This is a genomic window from Lysobacter niastensis (genome assembly GCF_015453285.1).
Taxonomy (GTDB): domain Bacteria; phylum Pseudomonadota; class Gammaproteobacteria; order Xanthomonadales; family Xanthomonadaceae; genus Lysobacter_J; species Lysobacter_J niastensis.
This window is the reverse complement of record NZ_JADLZT010000002.1, coordinates 361,951-379,379: the sequence shown is the minus strand read 5'-3', so window position 1 is coordinate 379,379 and position 17,429 is coordinate 361,951. Positions and strand designations below refer to the sequence as shown.

The following is a 17,429-nucleotide window of genomic DNA, read 5'->3' as shown; positions in this document are numbered from 1 at the left end:
CCGGCGGCCGTGCTTCATCCTGATTCCGGCCAGCCCAGTTCCAGCCAGCCCGGTTCCGGGGCCGACTTCATCGAGGTTTACCCGGTTGCGCTGGATGCCGGCGCCTGCGCCGCGCTGATCGAACGCTTCAACGCCAGCCGCGACATCCAGCCCGGCCGCGTCGGCGGCGGCGTGATGCCCGACCTGAAGGACAGCCGCGACCTGACCATCAGTGGCCGCGCCGAGTGGCGCGATGCCGAAGCGCAACTCAACACCGCCGTATTCGGTGGCGTGCTGCGCTATCTGCGCCGCTACCCGCACACACTGATCGCGCCGCTGATGCTGGAGGTCCCGACCCAGGACGGCAAGCGCCATCGTCTGACGCCCGAGCGGCTGGCGGCGATGGACGATGCCGAACTCTCACCGATCGTGCAGACCGTGCTGCGCCCCGGTGCGATCAACCTGCAGCATTACACCGCTGGCCGTGGCGGGTATCCCTATTGGCACTGCGAACTGTATCCGCGCGACCCGCGTGCCGAGACGCTGCACCGCCACCTGCTGTGGACGATCTACCTCAACGACGGGTTCGACGAGGGCGAGACCGAATTCCTCTACCAGCAGCGCAAGATTTCACCGGGCACCGGTGCGCTGCTGATCGCGCCCGCGGCGTTCACGCATACGCATCGGGGCAATCGGCCCAAGGGCGGGGATAAGTACATCGCGACCAGCTGGGTGCTGTTCCAGCGTGCTGAACAGCTGTTCGGGTCCCCGCAGTAAAAGCGCGTTCGGCCCGTCATTCGATGCTTTCGCCCGGCACAGCCTTTCAGCCGGGCATCGTTGCTGCCAGGAAAGGCCCGCTTACGTCGCGGCAACGTGGCGCGGGTGGTTGAGCACCAGCCAGTACAGGCCGACCTGCTTCACCGCCCAGACGAACTGCTCGAAGTCGACCGGCTTCTGGATGTAGCTGTTGACGCCCAGCGCGTAGCTGGCCTCGACGTCGAAGGGTTCGGCGCTGGTGGTCAGCACTACCACCGGCAGCGTGCGCGTGGCTTCGTTGGCGCGGATCGCCTGCAGCACTTCGCGGCCGTCGATCTTGGGCAGGTTCAGGTCGAGCAGCACGATCGAGGGCAGGTCGGCCTGATCGCGGTCGCTGTGGCGGCCCCGTGCGAACAGGTAATCGAGCGCTTCGGCGCCGTCGCCCACCACCACCAGGCGATTGGCGATCTTGGCTTCGTCGAAAGCAAGCCGGGTCAACTCGACGTCGTCGGGGTTGTCCTCGACCAGCAGTATTTCCTTGTGCATCAACGCAAGTCCTCGTCGGGCGCAACGGCAGGCAATTCAATAACAAAAGTACTGCCCGCGTCGAGTTGCGAGTCGGCGAGGATGCGCCCGTGGTGACGCTCGACGACCCGCTGCGCGATGGCCAGGCCGAGGCCATGACCGCCGCCCTGTTCGGGGCCATGCAGGCGCTGGAAGGGCTGGAACAGCTTGTGGGCGTAGCGCATGTCGAAGCCGACACCATGGTCGCGGATCACCAGCCGCAGCACGTCGCCGACGCGTTCACCGCCCACTTCTATCCTCACCGGTTCGGACGGGCGCGCGAACTTCCAGGCGTTCTGCAGCACCTGCGACAGCATCAGCTTGAGCAGGCGCTCGTCGCCCTCGCACATCAGGCGCGGCTGAACTTCGATGCGGGCCGGGCGCTGCGGGTCGAAATCCTGGAGTTCCGCGCACACCCAGTCGGCCAGCAGGCTCAGGTCCACCGGGCTGGACTTGAGCTCGGCACCGGTGGCGCGTGAAAGCTCGTTCAGCGCATCGAGAAGACTGGTCATGCGTTCCGCGGCGGCGCGGATGCGAGCCAGGTATTCGCGATCGGTTTCGTCCAGTCGATCGTGGGCGTGGTCGGCGAGCAGGCCGGAGAAGCTTTCGATCGAACGCAGCGGCGCGCGCAGGTCGTGCGCGACGGCGTCGGCGAACAGCTGCAGTTGCCGGTTGGAAGCGTTCAGTGCGACAGCGCGCTCGTCTGCGCGATGCTTCAGCGTTTCCTCGACGGCCAGCTCGGCACCGATGTCGCGCAGTTGCACGAGCAGGTACAGCGGTTCGGCATCTTCATCTCGCATCACCGCGACGTTGGCCTGCGCCCAAACCGTGGCGCCACTGCGGTGCAGGTAGCGCTTGCGCGCATCGAGCATGGGGATGCTGCCGTCGATCAGCCCCTTCAGGTAGCGGCGCGAGATGTCGATGTCGTCGGGATGCGTGAATGCCGTAGTGGGGCGCCCGACTACTTCCGACGCGCTATAGCCGAGCATGCGTTCGAAGGCAGGATTGACCTCGACCCAACGCCCCTGGAGATCGACGATGGCCATACCGATGCCTGAAGCGGCCATCGCCAGCCGAAAGCGATCATTCTCGGGTTCGTGGATTACCGCCATGGATATGCCGGCCGTTTGATGCCTGCAATGAAGTGTAGCCAATCGCGGTGTGACGGGTCGGTGCAGGGGCCCTGAATGAACTGGCGCGGGTGAGCAGCTCTCTGCGGGGGAATGCGGCCCTTGCATATCGCGTGGCCCTGGCTGATCCCCCCGCCTGCACGTTCAGCCAGGAGAGGCATCAGAACAGCTCGCCCTGTGGCGAGGGGCTGCGTGGCGCTACGAAGCGGCTCGTATCCAAGGGCGGCAGGCGCCCAAAACCAAGGCGACGGTGCGCCTTGGCGAAGCGCTGCTCGATCAGCTGCGCGAACGGGCCAGTGCCGCGCATTCGCGTGCCGAAGGCGCTGTCGTAATCCTTGCCGCCGCGCATCTGCTGGATCAGGCTCATCACGTGTTCGGCCCGGTCCGGATAGTGCAACTGCAGCCATTCGCGCCAAACCTGTTTGAGCTCGTGCGGCAGGCGCAGCAGCACATAGCCTGCCGAACGTGCGCCATGCGCACATGCGGCCTCGAGGATCTGTTCGATCTCGCTGTCGTTGATCATCGGTATCACCGGCGCGACCATGACACCGACCGGCACGCCCGCGTCGGACAAGGCCTGCATCGCCTTCAACCGCGAATGGGGCGCCGCCGCCCGGGGCTCCATGCGCGCAGAGAGCCGGTTGTCGAGCGTGGTTACCGAGAAGTAGACCGTCACCAACTGACGTCGCGCCATCGATGCGAGCAGGTCGATGTCACGCAGCACCGCCGAGTTCTTGGTGATCAGGCTGAAAGGATGCGAGCACGCATCGAGCACCTCGATCAGCGAACGCGTGATGCGGTAGCGGCGTTCGATCGGCTGGTAGGCATCGGTGTTGATGCCCAGCGCGATCGGCGCGCATTGATAGCGGGGGCGCGCGAGTTCTGCCTGCAGGCGCTCGGCCGCGTTGGTCTTGGCGAACAAACGGGTCTCGAAGTCGAGCCCGGGCGAGAGATCGAGGTAGGCGTGTGACGGCCGCGCGAAACAGTACACACAGCCGTGCTCGCAACCGCGGTACGGATTGATCGACTGCGCGAAGCCGATGTCCGGCGAGTCGTTGCGGCTGATGATCGAACGCGCGCGCTCTTCGGTGACGTGCGTGTCCAGGCGGGGCGGTGCTTCCATCCCCTCGTAGACCGAGCCCCAGCCATCGTCCTCGCCGCAGGCCACTGTCACGGCGTAGCGGCCGTCGACGCGCGAGGCGGCGCCGCGGCCTTTGATCGGTGCCTGGGCTTTGCGGGCGTCCTCCATGCGGCTTAGCCTACGCCGTCGCCATCGCATCCCATGAGACGGCCAACACCAGTCCGTCCTGTCCGACAAGGAGTCCCAGCGCATGCCCCAAGCCCTGCAGGACACGTGGCACGCGATCACTTCGATCCCGAACGTGGGGCTGTACCTGGCGCTGGCCTGGCTGGGCTATGTGATCTGGCTGGGCCTGTGGATCGTCCTGCAGAAGCGCGAGCCGGTGGCGACGCTGAGCTGGCTCATCAGCCTGGCGGCGCTGCCCTTCGTCGGCTTCGTGGTCTATTACTTCCTGGGGCCACAGCGCATCGAGCGCCATCGCATGCGGCGTGTCCGCGCCCGCGCCGCGCTGCCGGCGCCCCCGCCGGGCCTGCAGCCCGGACCCGACGCGATAGAGCTGGCCAAGATCGCCCAGGCCACGACCGGGCTACCGCCGACGACCGCCACCCGCGCCCGGCTGCTGGTCGACGGAGCGGCCAAGTACACCGCGCTGCTCGAAGCCGTCGCCACGGCGCGCGAGCATGTCCATCTCGAGTACTACATCTTCCTGCCCGACCGCACCGGCACGGCGCTGCTTAAAGCGCTCATCGAGCGGGCGCGCGCGGGCGTGCATGTTCGGCTACTGCTCGATGCGGTCGGTTCGGGCAAGACCAAGCAACGGTTCCTGCAACCCCTGGTCGATGCCGGCGGCGAGGTGGCCTGGTTCCATCCGATGAAGCTGCACTGGTTCTGGAAACGGCCCTGGCTGAACCTGCGCACGCACCGCAAGGTGGTGATCATCGACGGCAAGATCGGCTTCACCGGTGGCATCAACATCACCGACGAGGAAGACGAACGCCTGCGCGCGGACGCCTACCGCGACCTGCACCTGCGCCTGGAGGGCGACGTGGTGCGGGAGCTGCAGCTGGTGTTCGTCGAGGACTGGGCCTATGCGACCGGCCAGCCTCCATTGAAGCTGCAGCACCCGGCACCGCGTGCCGGAACGATCGCCACGCAGGTGCTGGTGTCGGGCCCGGATTCGAGCTGGGAAGCCATTCACCGCCTGCACGTGGGGGCGATCTATTCGGCGCAGCGCCGGGTCTGGCTGGTGACTCCCTACTTCGTGCCCGGCGAGGCCGCGCGGATGGCACTCACCTCGGCGGCGCTGGGTGGCCTGGACGTACGCCTGCTGGTGCCGCGGCGCTGCGACAGCCTGCTGGTCACGCTGGCCGCGCGCTCCTACTTCGACGAGCTGCTGGAAGCCGGGGTGAAGGTCCACGAGTACGGTCCGCGCATGATGCATAGCAAGGCACTGCTCTGCGACGACGACCTGGCCATCATCGGCAGCGCCAATTTCGACCATCGCAGCTTCCGCCTGAACTTCGAGATGTCGGTGATGTTCCGCGACAAGCCACTGGTCGGCGAACTCGCCCGACTGATCCAGAGCGAGTGCAGCCTGGCGCCGCGGGTGCACGAGCATCGCCCGCAACCGCTGTGGCGGACCCGCCTGCCCGAAGCGCTCGCCCGCCTGGTATCCCCGCTGTTGTGACGCAACGCCCGGACGGGTGGTTGGATAGTTCCCGCAGCGCTGACCCGCGTTACACTTCTGGTGCCTGTCCGACCGTTTCTGGAGCATCGTCGCGATGCCTTGGCTCTATCTGCTACTTGCCCTCGCCGCGTTCGCGGTCGCGTTCAAGACGACCTCGGTCGCTGTCCTCGTGATCAGCCTGCTGCTGGCACTCGGCCTGCTGCTGGCCTGGGTGCTGTCGCTGGTGGCCCAGCGTGTCGGCAGCCGCAGCCGCGACACCGCCGCCATGATCGATCCCGAGGAACTGCGCCGGCTGCGCGCGCAAGCCGAAGCACGCCGCAATTCCGGGCAGCCGCCGGCTCCGCCGGCCGCCTGAATCTCCGGCGTTCACGCGGAGCGCCCCGGCGGCCGCGCTAGCATCCGGCGCATCAGACGCGTGTCCGGAGATCGCCCATGAAAGCCCCTCCGATGGTCCGCCTTGCGCTGTCCCTGGTGTGCCTGGCCGCTGGTGCCGGCATCGCCCAGGCGGGCAGCCAGGAACCCGGTTCGCCGCCCGCCGGCCAGGCCGACACGCCCGCAGCTTCGGCGGGGTGCGGCAGGATCAGCACCTTCAATGCCGCCTCGCGCAGCAACGACCTGTTCCGTGCCCGCGTGCTCGAGATCGACGGCAAGCTGGCCGGCCCGACCCAGCCCGGCTACCGCGTCACGGCCGGACCGCACACGCTGACGGTCATCGAGCTGATCGACCCGATCGAGTTCAACGATCTGCAGCTGCGCCAGCGCGGCTCCGGCCGCGACCTGTCGAAGACGCTCGAGATCGACGTGAAGCCCAACACGACGTACATGATCGCGGCGCATCTGCTCGATCTGAAGAGCGCCAGCCTGTACGACAAGAAGTACTGGGAGCCGGTGGTCTATCACCAAAGCACCGAGGCATGCCGGTAAACTCGCGCGATCTTCGACGCGGCCGGATGCACCGATGACGTTCCTCAGCGTCAACGTCAACAAGATTGCGGTGTTGCGCAACTCGCGCGGGGGCCTGGAGCCGGACGTGGTCCATGCCGCACGCACCTGCCTGGATGCCGGTGCGCATGGCATCACCGTGCACCCGCGTCCGGACGCGCGCCACATACGTTCCGACGACGTACTTGCACTGGGCGAACTCACGCGCGAGCGCGGCGTCGAGTACAACCTCGAAGGCAATCCGTTCGCGCCGGCGCGACAGGGATACCCCGGCTTCATCGAGCTTTGCCGGCGCGTGCGTCCCGCACAGGCCACCCTGGTTCCCGACAGCGACGGACAGATCACGTCGGACCATGGTTTCGATTTCCGCCGCGACGGCGAGGCGCTGCGTCCGCTCGTGGCGGAGCTGAAATCGCTGGGCTGCCGGGTGAGCTTGTTTGCCGATGCGGAATCCGGCGATTTCAATGTCGCCGCCGAAGTGGGCGCCGATCGCATCGAGCTTTACACCGGTCCGTATGCCGAAGCCTACGGCACGCCTTCGCAGCCACAGGCCGTAGCGCGTTATGCGGATGCCGCCCGCCGTGCGTCTGCTGCGGGCCTCGGCATCAATGCCGGTCACGACTTGAGTCAGGACAACCTCGCTGTGTTCGTGCGCGAAGTGCCCTCGGTCCTCGAGGTCTCGATCGGACACGCCCTGATCGGCGAGGCCCTGTACGAGGGCCTCGACGCGACCATTCGCCATTACCTCCAGATACTCACGGCTTCTCGTTGACGCAGGGCGTCATTGCATCGAGATGTTGCTGAGGCCACTGCGCTGCGCCTGCGCTAAAGCGCTTGCGAACGCCTGGTAGTCGGCGTCATCCGCGGCCGAGATCTGCAGGATGCTCGAAGGTTCCGCGCGTGCCACGGTGTTCAAGGCATCGGGTAGTTCATCTGCGGCAATCGCGCGGCCGTCGAGCAGATATCCGCCATGAGCCTGCACGCGCAACTCGACACGCGGCGGTGGTTCACGTTGATCCGGCGGCGCCGCTTGTGGAAGCCTGAGGTCCATGCGCCCGGTCATGGCGGGGGCGGTAACCATGAAGATCACCAGCAGGACCAGCAATACATCGACCAGTGGAGTGATGTTGATTTCCGCGACGTCGCGGCGTTGGCGGGAGTCGGACGGGAAAGCGGAGACGGCCATAGCGCAACCTCCTGGGGCCCCATGCCCGACTCCACGCTACGCCTGCACCGAGCCGGTCGGCAAGAGGGCAAAAAAAAACGCCGCCCGAAGGCGGCGTTTTCACGACAGGTAAGCATCACGACAATATTTTTTTGTCGATCGACCTTGTCCGTGGATCAGTCGTTCTGGACGAAGCCGATCTTTTCCATCTTTGCGTTCTTGGCATGGGCCAGAACCTTGGCCAGCACGCCGTAATTCGCATCCGGGTTCGTGTCGATCTCCAGCATCGGCTGGTTGGTCGGGTCGCGGTTGACCTCGACTTCCATCAGATTCTGGATCACAGACATCGGCTGCGGTGCGTCGTTCCAGTACACCTGGCCCGTGGCGTCGATGCGCAGCCTGATCGGCGGCGGCGGCTCCTTCACCTGGGGCGGCGGGTTAAGCGACTTCTGGGGCAGGTTGACGTCGATCGGGTAGGTCAACGTCGGCGCCGTCACCATGAAGATGATCAGCAGCACCAACAGCACGTCCACGAGGGGCGTGACGTTGATGTCGGACATCGCGCCACTGCTGGAGCCTGAAGCGAAAGCCATGAGTCAAATCTCCAATCAGTGTTCTTTCTTGGCCACGAAGCCGACCTTGCGCATGCCCTGCGTCTGGGCAACCTTCGCCACCTCCGCGATGACGCGGTACTTGGTGGTCTGGTCGCCACGGATGTTGAGCTGCGGCTGCGGGGTCTTCTGCGCCTCGATCGAGAGACGGCTCTCGAGGAGGTCGCGGGTGATCGGCTCGTCGTTCCAATACAACGAGCCGTTCTCCTGCACCGCGACGGTAATCGGCGGCGTCTTCGTCTCCTTGGCCTTCTCGTCCAGATTGGCCTCAGGCAGCTTGACCTGGATCTTATGCGTCATCAGCGGTGCCGTGATCATGAAGATGATCAGCAGCACCAACATCACGTCCACGAGGGGGGTGACGTTGATTTCGGCCATCGGGCCGCCGCTATCGTTGCCTGAACTGAAGGCCATTTCCGAACTCCAACTACACGAAGATGAAGACGTTACTGCGGATTAGCGCTTGCCGGCCTGCTCGCCAACGCGCGAACCGGTGGCGAAGAAGTCGTGCAGGTCGTGGGCGAAGGTGTCGAACTTGTTGTTCGTGACGCGGTTCAGGCGCACGAAGAAGTTGTACGACAGCACCGCCGGGATGGCGACGAACAGACCGATGGCGGTCATGATCAGCGCTTCACCCACCGGGCCGGCAACGGCCTGGATCGACGACTCACCGCTGGCGCCGAGGCGCAGCAGGGCGTGGTAGATGCCCCACACGGTACCGAGCAGACCGACGAACGGAGCGGTCGAACCGACGGTGGCGAGCACGGTCAGGCCGCTCTCGAGCTTCATCGACTCGCGGGTCACGGCCTGGCGCAGGGCGCGGTCCACGAACTCCGAACGGTTCAGCGACTCGACCAGGCGCGAACCTTCGTGGCGCTGGTGGTGAGCGGCAGCCTGGGCGGCGTCGAGCGCGATCTTCGAGAACGGCTCGCTGCGGCCCTGCTCTTCCATGAAGCGGATGGCGTCCTGCGCGTTCGGCGTTTCCCAGAACGTGCTGACGACGCGGTCCGAATTGGCGCGCAGACGCATGTTCTTGATGAAGTTCACGACGATCCAGTAGACCGACAGAACCGACATGATGGCGAGCGTGATGAACACGACCCAGCCGACGAAGTCAAAGTTTTGCAACAGATGCGAGAAGCTCATCTGCTGGAGGGCTTCAGCGTTCGAGCCCCCGGTAGCAGCGGCGGTGGTGGTTTCCTGCAGCATGACGCTTACCTTTGGATATCGTGGAAAGGAATAAAAGTTAGTGCTTGTTGCTTAGAACTCGTTCCGTGACCCCGATCAGGTCGGCGGGACGAAATCGACCGGGACGCGGACGCGGCTCTGTACACCGACGCCGTTACGCATTTCCGGGTTGAACTTCCATTTCCGAGCGGCTTCCATTGCGGCGCGGTCCAGGTTGCGGTTGCGGCTGGACTTCTCGACTTCGACGTTGAGCACGTTGCCCTGTCCGTCGAGGGTAATCACCAGCACAACCGTGCCACCCACGCCCTGGCGGGCCTCGGTCGGCGGATACTTGGGCGGATTCAGGCGCTTGGACGAGGGGTCCACGCTCGAACCGATGTCAGCCACCGCGGCGGGCGGCGACGGCGGCGACGGCGGCGGAGCGGCCACGTCGACCGGCGACGGCTCGTCGACCACGATCGGCGGCTCTTCCGGCGGCGGCGGAACCGGGGACGGACGCGGCGGCTTGATAATGTTTACGAAGGTGACTTCTTCTTCCTGCTGGTCCTGCGCCGGCGGCGCCATCGGAGCCAGCAGCAGAAGCAGTGCTGCGGCATGCACGGCGATCGCCATGGTGATACCGGCGATGCGCGCCCAGTTCAGCCCTTCGCGGTCGTCATCTTTCTTATGGATTTCGAAGTCTTGCGTCATGCGCCGTAGCTCAGGAAGTGTCTCCGGACGCCGAGGCGCCGCGGGGCCGTCAAACGATCCCCGCGGCCGAACGTGGTCGCGGGAACCTCCTAGGATATACCAAACCGGCGGCGTAGTTCCAAGCCGGTTGCAGCAATTCCGTGATGCCGGTTACTTCGCCGGCAGTGCCAGAATCTTCTTGGCGTCGTCGGGCTTCTTAACGCCCTTGGCGATCGCCTGCTTTGCGGCTTCCTTGGCCTCGGGAATGCGGTCTTCCTGCCACAGCACGCGGGCGAGATTGAGGTAGGTCTCGCCGTCCGGACCCAGGGGGGCAGCCTTCTTGTAGGCGTCGATCGCCGGTGCCACCTGGTCGGAGAAATAATACGCCTGCGCCATCGCCAGATAGGTCTGGTAATCCGGCTTCAGGATGCCCTTCTGCAGGCCGTCGTTGATGACCGTCACCGCTTCCTTCTCCTTGCCGTCCATATTCAGGTAGGAGGCGTAGAGCTGGCGGTATTCCTTGTCTTCGGTCAGCTGGCCGGAAGCACGCATCTTCTCCAGCACGGCCGCGGCCTTGTCGAACTGGTCATTCTGCTGGTAGATCACGGCCAGGTTGAGCTGGGCACGCTTGTCGTTCGGGTTCTTGGCGGCAACGGCCTCGGCCATCTTGGTGGCTTCGCCGCCCTGGCCGGCTTCGGCGTAGGCAGCCATCAGCAACTGCTGCCACTCGGCCTTGGGCTCGGGGCTGGCGTCGATGGCCTGCTTCAGCACGGCCGCGGCTTCCGGATAACGCTCCAGGCGATACAGGGCGTTGCCCTTGACGATCAGCTGCTCCGGCTTCTGGCTGCCCGACTCCTTGAGGAAGCGGTCGACCGTCGCCAGCGACTCGGTGTACTTGTCTTCCTGCAGCTGCACCTGGGCCACGGTGAACATCAGGTTGAAGTGGCTGTTGTTGTCCAGGCCGTTGGATTCCAGCGCCTTGTTCCAATAGTTCAGCGCGGCGGCCGCGTCGTCGGCCTCGTAGGCGATCTGACCAGCGATCTGCGCCGAGAAAGACTTGTCATAGGCGTTGGCGGCTTCGTTGGCGAGGATTTCGTCGGCGATGGCGCGGGCGTCTGCGCCCTTGTCGTCGTCATAGGCCTTCATCATCTTCTGGAGCTTCGGCGTGACCTTGGCCGAGGCCTTGGCAGGCGGTTCCTGGCGCGTGGCATTGGGGTACTGGTTTGCCGCGGGCGCCGCCGCCTTGCCCTGGTTCTTCTGCGCCTGACGATCGCGGCGTTCCTGCGCGCGGTCCTGGGCAGTCTGGGCATGCACCTGGCTCAGCGCACCAAACGCCAGCACGGCACCGATGGCGGCAGCGAGGAAGGACCGGTTCCGGGCGGAAGAGTGGCTCATGTGCATACCTCGAAAATTGATTCTGCAGTCACGCCAGGTGACGAAGCTGTATGGGCGAAAGGGTCGTCACGCTATCAGAACGTACGGCCGTGCGAAACGGGTTTACTAGGTGAAATCTGGCGGTTTCAACCACACTTCGGCGTATGGCCGGCTGCGCGGGCCTGTTCGTATACCGGCATGAGCGCCGCGGCGCGGCCACTCAGTTCATTGATGCGCGACTGCGGGTCCGGGTGCGTCGAAAGCCACTGGGGAGGGCGGCTTCCACCCGCCGCAATCATGTTCTGCCAGAGGTTGACGGCCTGGCGCGGATCGAAGCCGGCCTCGGCAGCCAGTTTCTGACCGACGACATCGGCCTCGCTCTCCTGTTCGCGTGAGTTCGGCAGCAGGTAGAAGGTCTGCGCCGCCGCGCCGCCGATCTGGCCGGCCGCATTGCCCGCACCGGAACCGTAGGCCGAGCCAAGGATCGCGCTGCCGATGCCGAGCAGCGTCGAGGTGCCCTGCTGACGGGTGATGCGTTCGTCGTGGTGACGCGAAACCACGTGCCCAATCTCGTGGGCGATGACCGTCGCCAGCTGGTCCTGGTTCTTGGCCACCGTGAAGATGCCGGTGTTCACGCCGACCTTGCCTCCCGGCAGCGCGAACGCGTTCGGCGACTCATCGACGAACAGCGCGGTTTCCCATTGCGCCTGCCAGCCCGGCGGCAGTTCCCGCGTGATGTCATTGACGACGCAACGCACGTAGGCGTTCAGGCGCGCATCGTTGCTCAGCGGCTTCTGCTGCTTGGCCTTTTCGAACTCCTGCACCCCGAGCTGATCGAGCTGCCCTTGGGGAACCGCGCCGACGTATTGCTTGCGACCGGTGGGCGAGGTGGTGGTGGCGCAGGCGACCAGCACGGCCGCCATGGAAAGCCCGAGCAGGAGTGGCTTCATTCTTGAAGTCCCGGATTCAGATATGCGTTTGTAGCCCGCGCCGGATTAATGGACCGTCAATGTGACGTCGGCAGCCGGCCCCGCCCGCGGGGCCGTTCGAGCGGAGCCATTGGTAGTCGCGCAGCCTCAGACGTCGAGGTTGGCGACCTTGAGCGCGTTGTCCTCGATGAACTCGCGGCGCGGTTCGACCACATCACCCATCAGCGTCGAGAAGATCTGGTCGGCGGCGACGGCATCTTCGATGCGCACCTGCAACAGGCGTCGCGTCTCCGGATTCACCGTGGTGTCCCACAGCTGCTCGGGATTCATTTCACCCAGGCCCTTGAAGCGCTGGATCTGGCGGCCCTTCTTGGCCTCCTCGAGCAGCCATGCCTGGGCTTCGGCGAAGCTCGCGATGGGCTGGGCGCGGTTGCCGCGCACGATCTGCGCGCCTTCGCGCACCAGGCCATGCAGCAGCGACGCGGCTTCACGCACACCACGCAACTCGCCGGTGTCGAACGCAGACAACGGCAGCACCTGGGTCAGCTCTTCGCCCATGTGCATGCGCTTGACCAGCAGCGCCGCATGGCCCGCATGGGCTTCACCGCCGTCGTGCAGTTCCAGCTTGTAGCGCGGCTTGCCCAGACCGGTGCGGTTGAGGCGCGCTTCCAGCGCGTCGAACTCGCGGCGCAGTGCGGCATGGTCGGCAAGCGCAGTCGCATCGAGCGGGATCGCATCGATCAGCGCTTCGAGCACGCTGGGATCGTAACGGTGCGCGTTGCGCGAGATGGTTTCGCGCGCGCCGGCATAGGCCAGCAGCAGCTTCTCCAGCTGCGTGCCTTCGATCGCAGGTTCGTTGGTGGCGGGCACCAGCGACGCGCCTTCGACCGCGCTGTTGGCGAGGTAGGCATCGAGCGCTGCATCGTCCTTGAGGTACAGCTCGTTCTTGCCCTGCTTGATCTTGTACAGCGGCGGCAGGCCGATGTAGACGTGGCCGCGCTCGATCAACTCCGGCATCTGCCGGTAGAAGAACGTCAGCAGCAGCGTGCGGATGTGGCTGCCGTCGACGTCGGCGTCGGTCATCAGGATGATGCGGTGGTAGCGCAGCTTGTCCGGGTTGTACTCGTCCTTGCCGATGCCGGTACCGAGCGCGGTGATCAGCGTACCGACCTCGGCGCTGCCCAGCATGCGATCGAAACGCGCACGCTCGACATTGAGGATCTTGCCCTTCAGCGGAAGGATCGCCTGCGTCTTGCGGTTGCGGCCCTGCTTGGCCGAGCCACCTGCCGAGTCACCCTCGACGATGAAGAGTTCGGACAGCGCCGGGTCCTTCTCCTGGCAGTCGGCGAGCTTGCCGGGCAGGCCGGCGATATCGAGCGCACCCTTGCGGCGCGTCAGGTCGCGCGCCTTGCGCGCGGCTTCGCGAGCGCGGGCGGCATCGACGATCTTGCCGGCGATCGCGCGCGCTTCGTTCGGGTGTTCCTGCAGGAACTCCTCAAGGCGCGCACCGAACGTGTTCTCCACGACCGGACGCACTTCCGAACTGACCAGCTTTTCCTTGGTCTGCGAGGAGAAGCTCGGGTCCGGCACCTTCACCGACAACACCGCGATCATGCCTTCGCGCATGTCGTCGCCCGACAGCGCCACCTTGGCCTGCTTGGCGATGCCGTTCTGCTCGATGTAGTTGGTCAGCGTGCGGGTGAGCGCAGCGCGGAAGCCAATCAAATGGGTACCGCCATCCTTCTGAGGGATGTTGTTGGTGAAGCAGAACATCGTTTCCTGATAGGCGTCGGTCCATTGCAGGGCGACGTCCACAGTGATGCCATTCATCTCACCAGAGACTGAGATTACATTCGGGTGCAGCGGGTTCTTGAGCTGGGCCAGGTGCTCGACGAAGGAGCGGATGCCGCCCTCGTACTCGAACACATCGCGCTTGCCCTCACCGCCGCCATCCTGCGGGCGCATGTCGGTCAGGGTGATGCGCACGCCGGAATTGAGGAACGACAGCTCGCGCAGGCGACGGGCGAGGATGTCGTAATGGAATTCGACATCCGTGAAGATGTCGACTGCCGGCTTGAAGCGCAGGGTGGTGCCGCGCTTGGTCGAATCTTCCAGCTGCTTCAGCGGGTAGATTGGCTCGCCGAGGGCGTACTCCTGCTGGTGGTGGTGACCGTCGCGCCAGATGTCCAGCCACAGATGCTCGGACAGGGCGTTGACCACCGACACGCCGACGCCGTGCAGGCCGCCGGAAACCTTGTAGCTGTTGTCGTCGAACTTGCCGCCGGCGTGCAGCACGGTGAGGATCACCTCGGCCGCGGAAACGCCTTCTTCCTTGTGGATGTCGACAGGGATGCCGCGGCCGTTGTCGGACACGGAAACCGAGCCATCCTCGTGCAGGATGACATTGACCTCGGTCGCGTGGCCGGCGAGGGCCTCGTCGATCGAGTTGTCGACCACCTCGAACACCATGTGGTGCAGACCGGTGCCGTCATGGACGTCGCCGATGTACATGCCCGGACGCTTGCGCACAGCCTCCAGACCACGCAGCACTGTGATCTTGCTGGAGTCGTAAGTCTGGGATGGGGCGGTGGCGGACGACGGGTTCGTGCCTTCCTGGCTCTGCGAGGGATCGTGCTCGGTCTGGGTCATGCGGCAACAGGCTCCGGGACGCGACCGGGCGAAGCCGGGCGCGTCTAAGACACATTAGCTAAAGTGTTCCCGGGAGTATAACAGGGCGCGTCCACCAGGCCGGAGCCGCCTTTCTGAAGGCTCCAGGCGGTTGCCAAGGGGGCAGTCAGGGCGCTGACCGGGCAGTCGGTACCGACGGAGCGAGATCTTCAGGGTTACCCATAAGCCCATGTTCCACGTGGAACCTCCGGAACCCCGCATTTGCCGCTCCCAGTCCAGCGGGGAGCTCCGTCCCGGTGATGAGTACCTGGGCACCGCTCGCACGGAGCCGTTCTAGGACTCGTTGCTGATGATTGCGGTCCAGCTCCGAGGCCAGGTCGTCCAGCGCCACCACGGGCCAGTCCTGGCGCGCCGCGGCATGGTGTTCCGCCTGACCCAGCAGGGTTGCCAGGGCCGTGAGCTTCGCCTGGCCGCGAGATAACGCTTCGCGGCCCGGAATTCCGGTAAACGCGATGCGCCAGTCGGCTCGATGAGGCCCGACCGAGGTATGCCCGGCCGCCAGATCGCGATCCCGCGCCACCAGGAGGGCATCCGCCAGCGAGAGCTGGTCCCGTCGCCATCCGGGCAGATACTCCAGGGTTACCTCGCCCAAGGCCGGCGCCAGGTCCCTCGCCAGTCCAGCAACATGCGGCTGCAGGGATTCCAGGTACAACTGACGGTAGCGACCAAGCGGTTCGCCTGCTTCGGCCAGTTCTCTGTCCCAGGCTTCGACTTCACCGGCCCGTGCGTGCCGTTTGAGCAGGGCGTTTCGTTGCTTCAAGGCACGGGCGTAGCGGCGCCACAGCGCCAGAAACTCAGGTTCCACGTGGAACAAGCCCCAATCCAGGTAGCGCCGGCGGGACTCGCTGCCTCCAGTGATCAAAGCATGGCTTCCGGGCTCGAAGCTCACGACGGCGAGGGCAGCGCACAAGTCACCGAGCTGGTCTACCTCGCGACCATCCAGGCGTCCCGTCCAATCCTGCCCGCTGTGGCGCAGGCCTGCGCGACGCAGGCGACCGGTGCCCCCGTTGCCCGGGCCCTGGGCGGTACCGCTGGATCCGTCCTGCCACTCGACGAATATCTCCAGCGCAGGATCCCCCACACGGATCAGGCCGTCGCGAACCCGCCCACGGAAGCTGCGCCCGTAAGCCATCAGGTGCAGGGCCTCGAGCACACTGGTCTTGCCGGCGCCGTTCTCGCCAGTGATCAGGTTGATGCCTGGCGCGGGATCCAGCCGGATGTCGGCGAAGCGCCGCAGGCCGCGGATATCGAGTCGGGTTACGTGCATCCGGTCAGTTTAATGGGGACTGCAAGTACAGCCCGGGATGCGAGACGGGACGTTTGAACCAGCAAAACAAAACGCCCGGCGTGTGCCGGGCGCTCTGCTGGTTCTGTTCCACGTGAAACATCAAAGCCGGAGCGGCATCACCACGTGGCGACAACGCTCGTTGGCCGCCTCGCGGACCAGGGCAGACGAATTCGCATCACGGAGGGCAATAACCACGTGCTCGTCCTTCAGCGCGGTCAGTGCGTCGAGGAGGTAGTTCACGTTGAAGCCGATCGCCAGGTCGTCGACCTTCGTGTCGGCCTCGACCTCTTCCTGCGCTTCTTCCTGCTCCGGATTGTGCGCGCTGATCTTCAGCTGGCCCGGAGACACCTCGACGCGCACGCCGCGGTACTTCTCGTTGGACAGAATCGCGGCGCGCTGCAGTGCGGCACGCAGGATTTCACGGTCGATCTTCACTTCGCGATCCGCGCCAATCGGGATCACGGCTTCGTAATCGGGGAAGCGACCATCGATCAGCTTGCTGGTAAAGGTCACGTCATCGCGCTTGACCCGGATGTGGCCACGGCCCATTTCCAGCTCGAGCTCGCGATCGCCACCTTCGAGGAGTCGCTGAAGTTCCTGCACGCCCTTGCGAGGCACGATGATCTGGCGCTTGGTCTGCGCACCGCCTTCGAACTCGGCTTCGCAGAGCGCCAGGCGATGACCGTCGGTGGCGACGCAGCGCAGGCTGTTCTCGCGCAGGTCGAACAGCAGGCCATTGAGGTAATAGCGCACGTCCTGCTGGGCCATCGCGAACGCCGTGCGTTCGATTAGCTCCTTCAAGGCGGCTTCCGGCACGCGTACGCGCTCGGTGGCTTCGACTTCGTCGATCGACGGGAAGTCGTTCGCAGGCAGGCTCGACAGCGTGAAGCGGGAGCGTCCGGCCTGCACGGTGATCTTCTCGGCGGTCTGACTGACGGTGACCTTGCTGCCGTCGGGCAGGGCACGAACGATCTCGAACAGCTTGCGTGCCGGGATCGTGGTTTCGCCGTCCTGCGGGTCATCGACAAGGATGCGCGAGACCATCTCGACTTCGAGGTCGGTGCCGGTCAGGGACAACTGTCCGTTCTTCACCTGGACCAGGAGATTGGCGAGGACCGGCAGGGTTTGCCGGCGTTCTACGACATTGACGACTTGCGCCAACGGCTTCAGGAACACTTCGCGTTGCAGGCTGAAACGCATGCGGACCCCTTTGACCCCGTTTCGATATGGGCGGCAAACCCAAAACTAATAAGTGGAATAAATCAAAAGCATGGTGGTGATGGAGCAGCCAAAAACCCGGGAAAACACGTCTAGGTTTTTGTTTTTAAAGACTTTTATCGGACGCAAAACCCTGGTGGAACTTGCTGTGGAAGGTCGG

General features: G+C 65.0%; 18 protein-coding genes. 5 read left to right on the top strand and 13 right to left on the bottom strand.

The window, feature by feature from the left end; genetic code table 11:
• Positions 1-9: 9 nt before the first annotated feature.
• A complete protein-coding gene (locus tag IU514_RS04435) occupies positions 10-756 on the top strand; it encodes a 2OG-Fe(II) oxygenase (protein ID WP_194929865.1) in 747 nt (248 codons plus the stop codon).
• Between the two features lie 81 nt (positions 757-837).
• On the opposite strand, the gene IU514_RS04430 is transcribed toward IU514_RS04435, so the two are convergent.
• From IU514_RS04430 to IU514_RS04420, 3 genes are all read right to left on the bottom strand, one after another.
• A complete protein-coding gene (locus IU514_RS04430) occupies positions 838-1,281 on the bottom strand; it encodes a response regulator (RefSeq protein WP_194929864.1) in 444 nt (147 codons plus the stop codon).
• Complete coding sequence (locus IU514_RS04425) at positions 1,281-2,411, bottom strand: sensor histidine kinase (protein ID WP_194929863.1); 1,131 nt, start codon at positions 2,409-2,411, stop codon at positions 1,281-1,283. The genes IU514_RS04430 and IU514_RS04425 overlap by 1 nt, the downstream gene beginning before the upstream one ends.
• A 178-nt stretch (positions 2,412-2,589) precedes the next feature.
• Positions 2,590-3,678 carry a PA0069 family radical SAM protein gene (locus IU514_RS04420; protein ID WP_386760310.1) on the bottom strand — a complete coding sequence of 363 codons (1,089 nt, stop codon included), beginning with the start codon at positions 3,676-3,678 and terminating at the stop codon, positions 2,590-2,592.
• Between the two features lie 82 nt (positions 3,679-3,760).
• Between IU514_RS04420 and cls the strand changes: the two genes are divergently transcribed.
• The 4 genes from cls to IU514_RS04400 all read left to right on the top strand — a co-directional run bounded on the left by cls (position 3,761) and on the right by IU514_RS04400 (position 6,911).
• Positions 3,761-5,197, top strand: a complete 1,437-nt coding sequence (cls, locus tag IU514_RS04415; RefSeq protein ID WP_194929861.1) for a cardiolipin synthase — start codon at positions 3,761-3,763, stop codon at positions 5,195-5,197.
• 94 nt (positions 5,198-5,291) lie between these two features.
• Positions 5,292-5,552: a hypothetical protein gene (locus IU514_RS04410; protein ID WP_194929860.1), complete on the top strand. Its 261-nt coding sequence runs from the start codon at positions 5,292-5,294 to the stop codon at positions 5,550-5,552.
• Between the two features lie 77 nt (positions 5,553-5,629).
• Positions 5,630-6,121 carry a hypothetical protein gene (locus IU514_RS04405; protein ID WP_194929859.1) on the top strand — a complete coding sequence of 164 codons (492 nt, stop codon included), beginning with the start codon at positions 5,630-5,632 and terminating at the stop codon, positions 6,119-6,121.
• A 34-nt stretch (positions 6,122-6,155) separates the two neighbouring features.
• Positions 6,156-6,911: a pyridoxine 5'-phosphate synthase gene (locus IU514_RS04400; protein WP_194929858.1), complete on the top strand. Its 756-nt coding sequence runs from the start codon at positions 6,156-6,158 to the stop codon at positions 6,909-6,911.
• A gap of 9 nt (positions 6,912-6,920) precedes the next feature.
• On the opposite strand, the gene IU514_RS04395 is transcribed toward IU514_RS04400, so the two are convergent.
• The 10 genes from IU514_RS04395 to dnaN all read right to left on the bottom strand — a co-directional run bounded on the left by IU514_RS04395 (position 6,921) and on the right by dnaN (position 17,251).
• Positions 6,921-7,325, bottom strand: coding sequence for an ExbD/TolR family protein (locus IU514_RS04395; protein ID WP_194929857.1), 405 nt, complete (start codon positions 7,323-7,325; stop codon positions 6,921-6,923).
• A gap of 155 nt (positions 7,326-7,480) precedes the next feature.
• Positions 7,481-7,897, bottom strand: a complete 417-nt coding sequence (locus IU514_RS04390) for an ExbD/TolR family protein (RefSeq protein WP_194929856.1) — start codon at positions 7,895-7,897, stop codon at positions 7,481-7,483.
• A gap of 15 nt (positions 7,898-7,912) precedes the next feature.
• Positions 7,913-8,329, bottom strand: a complete 417-nt coding sequence (locus IU514_RS04385) for an ExbD/TolR family protein (RefSeq protein WP_194929855.1) — start codon at positions 8,327-8,329, stop codon at positions 7,913-7,915.
• 42 nt (positions 8,330-8,371) lie between these two features.
• Positions 8,372-9,124 (bottom strand): MotA/TolQ/ExbB proton channel family protein, encoded by a 753-nt coding sequence (locus IU514_RS04380; protein ID WP_194929854.1) that lies wholly within the window; start codon positions 9,122-9,124, stop codon positions 8,372-8,374.
• Positions 9,125-9,199: 75 nt separating this feature from the next.
• Positions 9,200-9,793, bottom strand: a complete 594-nt coding sequence (locus tag IU514_RS04375; protein WP_194929853.1) for an energy transducer TonB — start codon at positions 9,791-9,793, stop codon at positions 9,200-9,202.
• A gap of 150 nt (positions 9,794-9,943) precedes the next feature.
• Positions 9,944-11,173, bottom strand: a complete 1,230-nt coding sequence (locus IU514_RS04370) for a tetratricopeptide repeat protein (RefSeq protein WP_194929852.1) — start codon at positions 11,171-11,173, stop codon at positions 9,944-9,946.
• Between the two features lie 119 nt (positions 11,174-11,292).
• Positions 11,293-12,096 (bottom strand): M48 family metallopeptidase, encoded by an 804-nt coding sequence (locus tag IU514_RS04365; RefSeq protein WP_194929851.1) that lies wholly within the window; start codon positions 12,094-12,096, stop codon positions 11,293-11,295.
• A 126-nt stretch (positions 12,097-12,222) separates the two neighbouring features.
• Positions 12,223-14,724 (bottom strand): DNA topoisomerase (ATP-hydrolyzing) subunit B, encoded by a 2,502-nt coding sequence (gyrB, locus tag IU514_RS04360; protein WP_194929850.1) that lies wholly within the window; start codon positions 14,722-14,724, stop codon positions 12,223-12,225.
• Positions 14,725-14,869: 145 nt separating this feature from the next.
• Positions 14,870-16,030: a DNA replication/repair protein RecF gene (recF, locus tag IU514_RS04355; RefSeq protein WP_194929849.1), complete on the bottom strand. Its 1,161-nt coding sequence runs from the start codon at positions 16,028-16,030 to the stop codon at positions 14,870-14,872.
• A gap of 120 nt (positions 16,031-16,150) precedes the next feature.
• A complete protein-coding gene (dnaN, locus tag IU514_RS04350; RefSeq protein WP_194929848.1) occupies positions 16,151-17,251 on the bottom strand; it encodes a DNA polymerase III subunit beta in 1,101 nt (366 codons plus the stop codon).
• Positions 17,252-17,429: the final 178 nt, after the last annotated feature.

Coding starts and splice junctions, on each gene's coding strand:
- IU514_RS04430 (WP_194929864.1), bottom strand. CDS start 1,281: ATGCACAAGGAAATACTGCTGGTCGAGGACAACCCCGACGACGTCGAG.
- IU514_RS04425 (WP_194929863.1), bottom strand. CDS start 2,411: ATGGCGGTAATCCACGAACCCGAGAATGATCGCTTTCGGCTGGCGATG.
- IU514_RS04420 (WP_386760310.1), bottom strand. CDS start 3,678: ATGGAGGACGCCCGCAAAGCCCAGGCACCGATCAAAGGCCGCGGCGCC.
- cls (WP_194929861.1), top strand. CDS start 3,761: ATGCCCCAAGCCCTGCAGGACACGTGGCACGCGATCACTTCGATCCCG.
- IU514_RS04410 (WP_194929860.1), top strand. CDS start 5,292: ATGCCTTGGCTCTATCTGCTACTTGCCCTCGCCGCGTTCGCGGTCGCG.
- IU514_RS04405 (WP_194929859.1), top strand. CDS start 5,630: ATGAAAGCCCCTCCGATGGTCCGCCTTGCGCTGTCCCTGGTGTGCCTG.
- IU514_RS04400 (WP_194929858.1), top strand. CDS start 6,156: ATGACGTTCCTCAGCGTCAACGTCAACAAGATTGCGGTGTTGCGCAAC.
- IU514_RS04395 (WP_194929857.1), bottom strand. CDS start 7,325: ATGGCCGTCTCCGCTTTCCCGTCCGACTCCCGCCAACGCCGCGACGTC.
- IU514_RS04390 (WP_194929856.1), bottom strand. CDS start 7,897: ATGGCTTTCGCTTCAGGCTCCAGCAGTGGCGCGATGTCCGACATCAAC.
- IU514_RS04385 (WP_194929855.1), bottom strand. CDS start 8,329: ATGGCCTTCAGTTCAGGCAACGATAGCGGCGGCCCGATGGCCGAAATC.
- IU514_RS04380 (WP_194929854.1), bottom strand. CDS start 9,124: ATGCTGCAGGAAACCACCACCGCCGCTGCTACCGGGGGCTCGAACGCT.
- IU514_RS04375 (WP_194929853.1), bottom strand. CDS start 9,793: ATGACGCAAGACTTCGAAATCCATAAGAAAGATGACGACCGCGAAGGG.
- IU514_RS04370 (WP_194929852.1), bottom strand. CDS start 11,173: ATGCACATGAGCCACTCTTCCGCCCGGAACCGGTCCTTCCTCGCTGCC.
- IU514_RS04365 (WP_194929851.1), bottom strand. CDS start 12,096: ATGAAGCCACTCCTGCTCGGGCTTTCCATGGCGGCCGTGCTGGTCGCC.
- gyrB (WP_194929850.1), bottom strand. CDS start 14,724: ATGACCCAGACCGAGCACGATCCCTCGCAGAGCCAGGAAGGCACGAAC.
- recF (WP_194929849.1), bottom strand. CDS start 16,030: ATGCACGTAACCCGACTCGATATCCGCGGCCTGCGGCGCTTCGCCGAC.
- dnaN (WP_194929848.1), bottom strand. CDS start 17,251: ATGCGTTTCAGCCTGCAACGCGAAGTGTTCCTGAAGCCGTTGGCGCAA.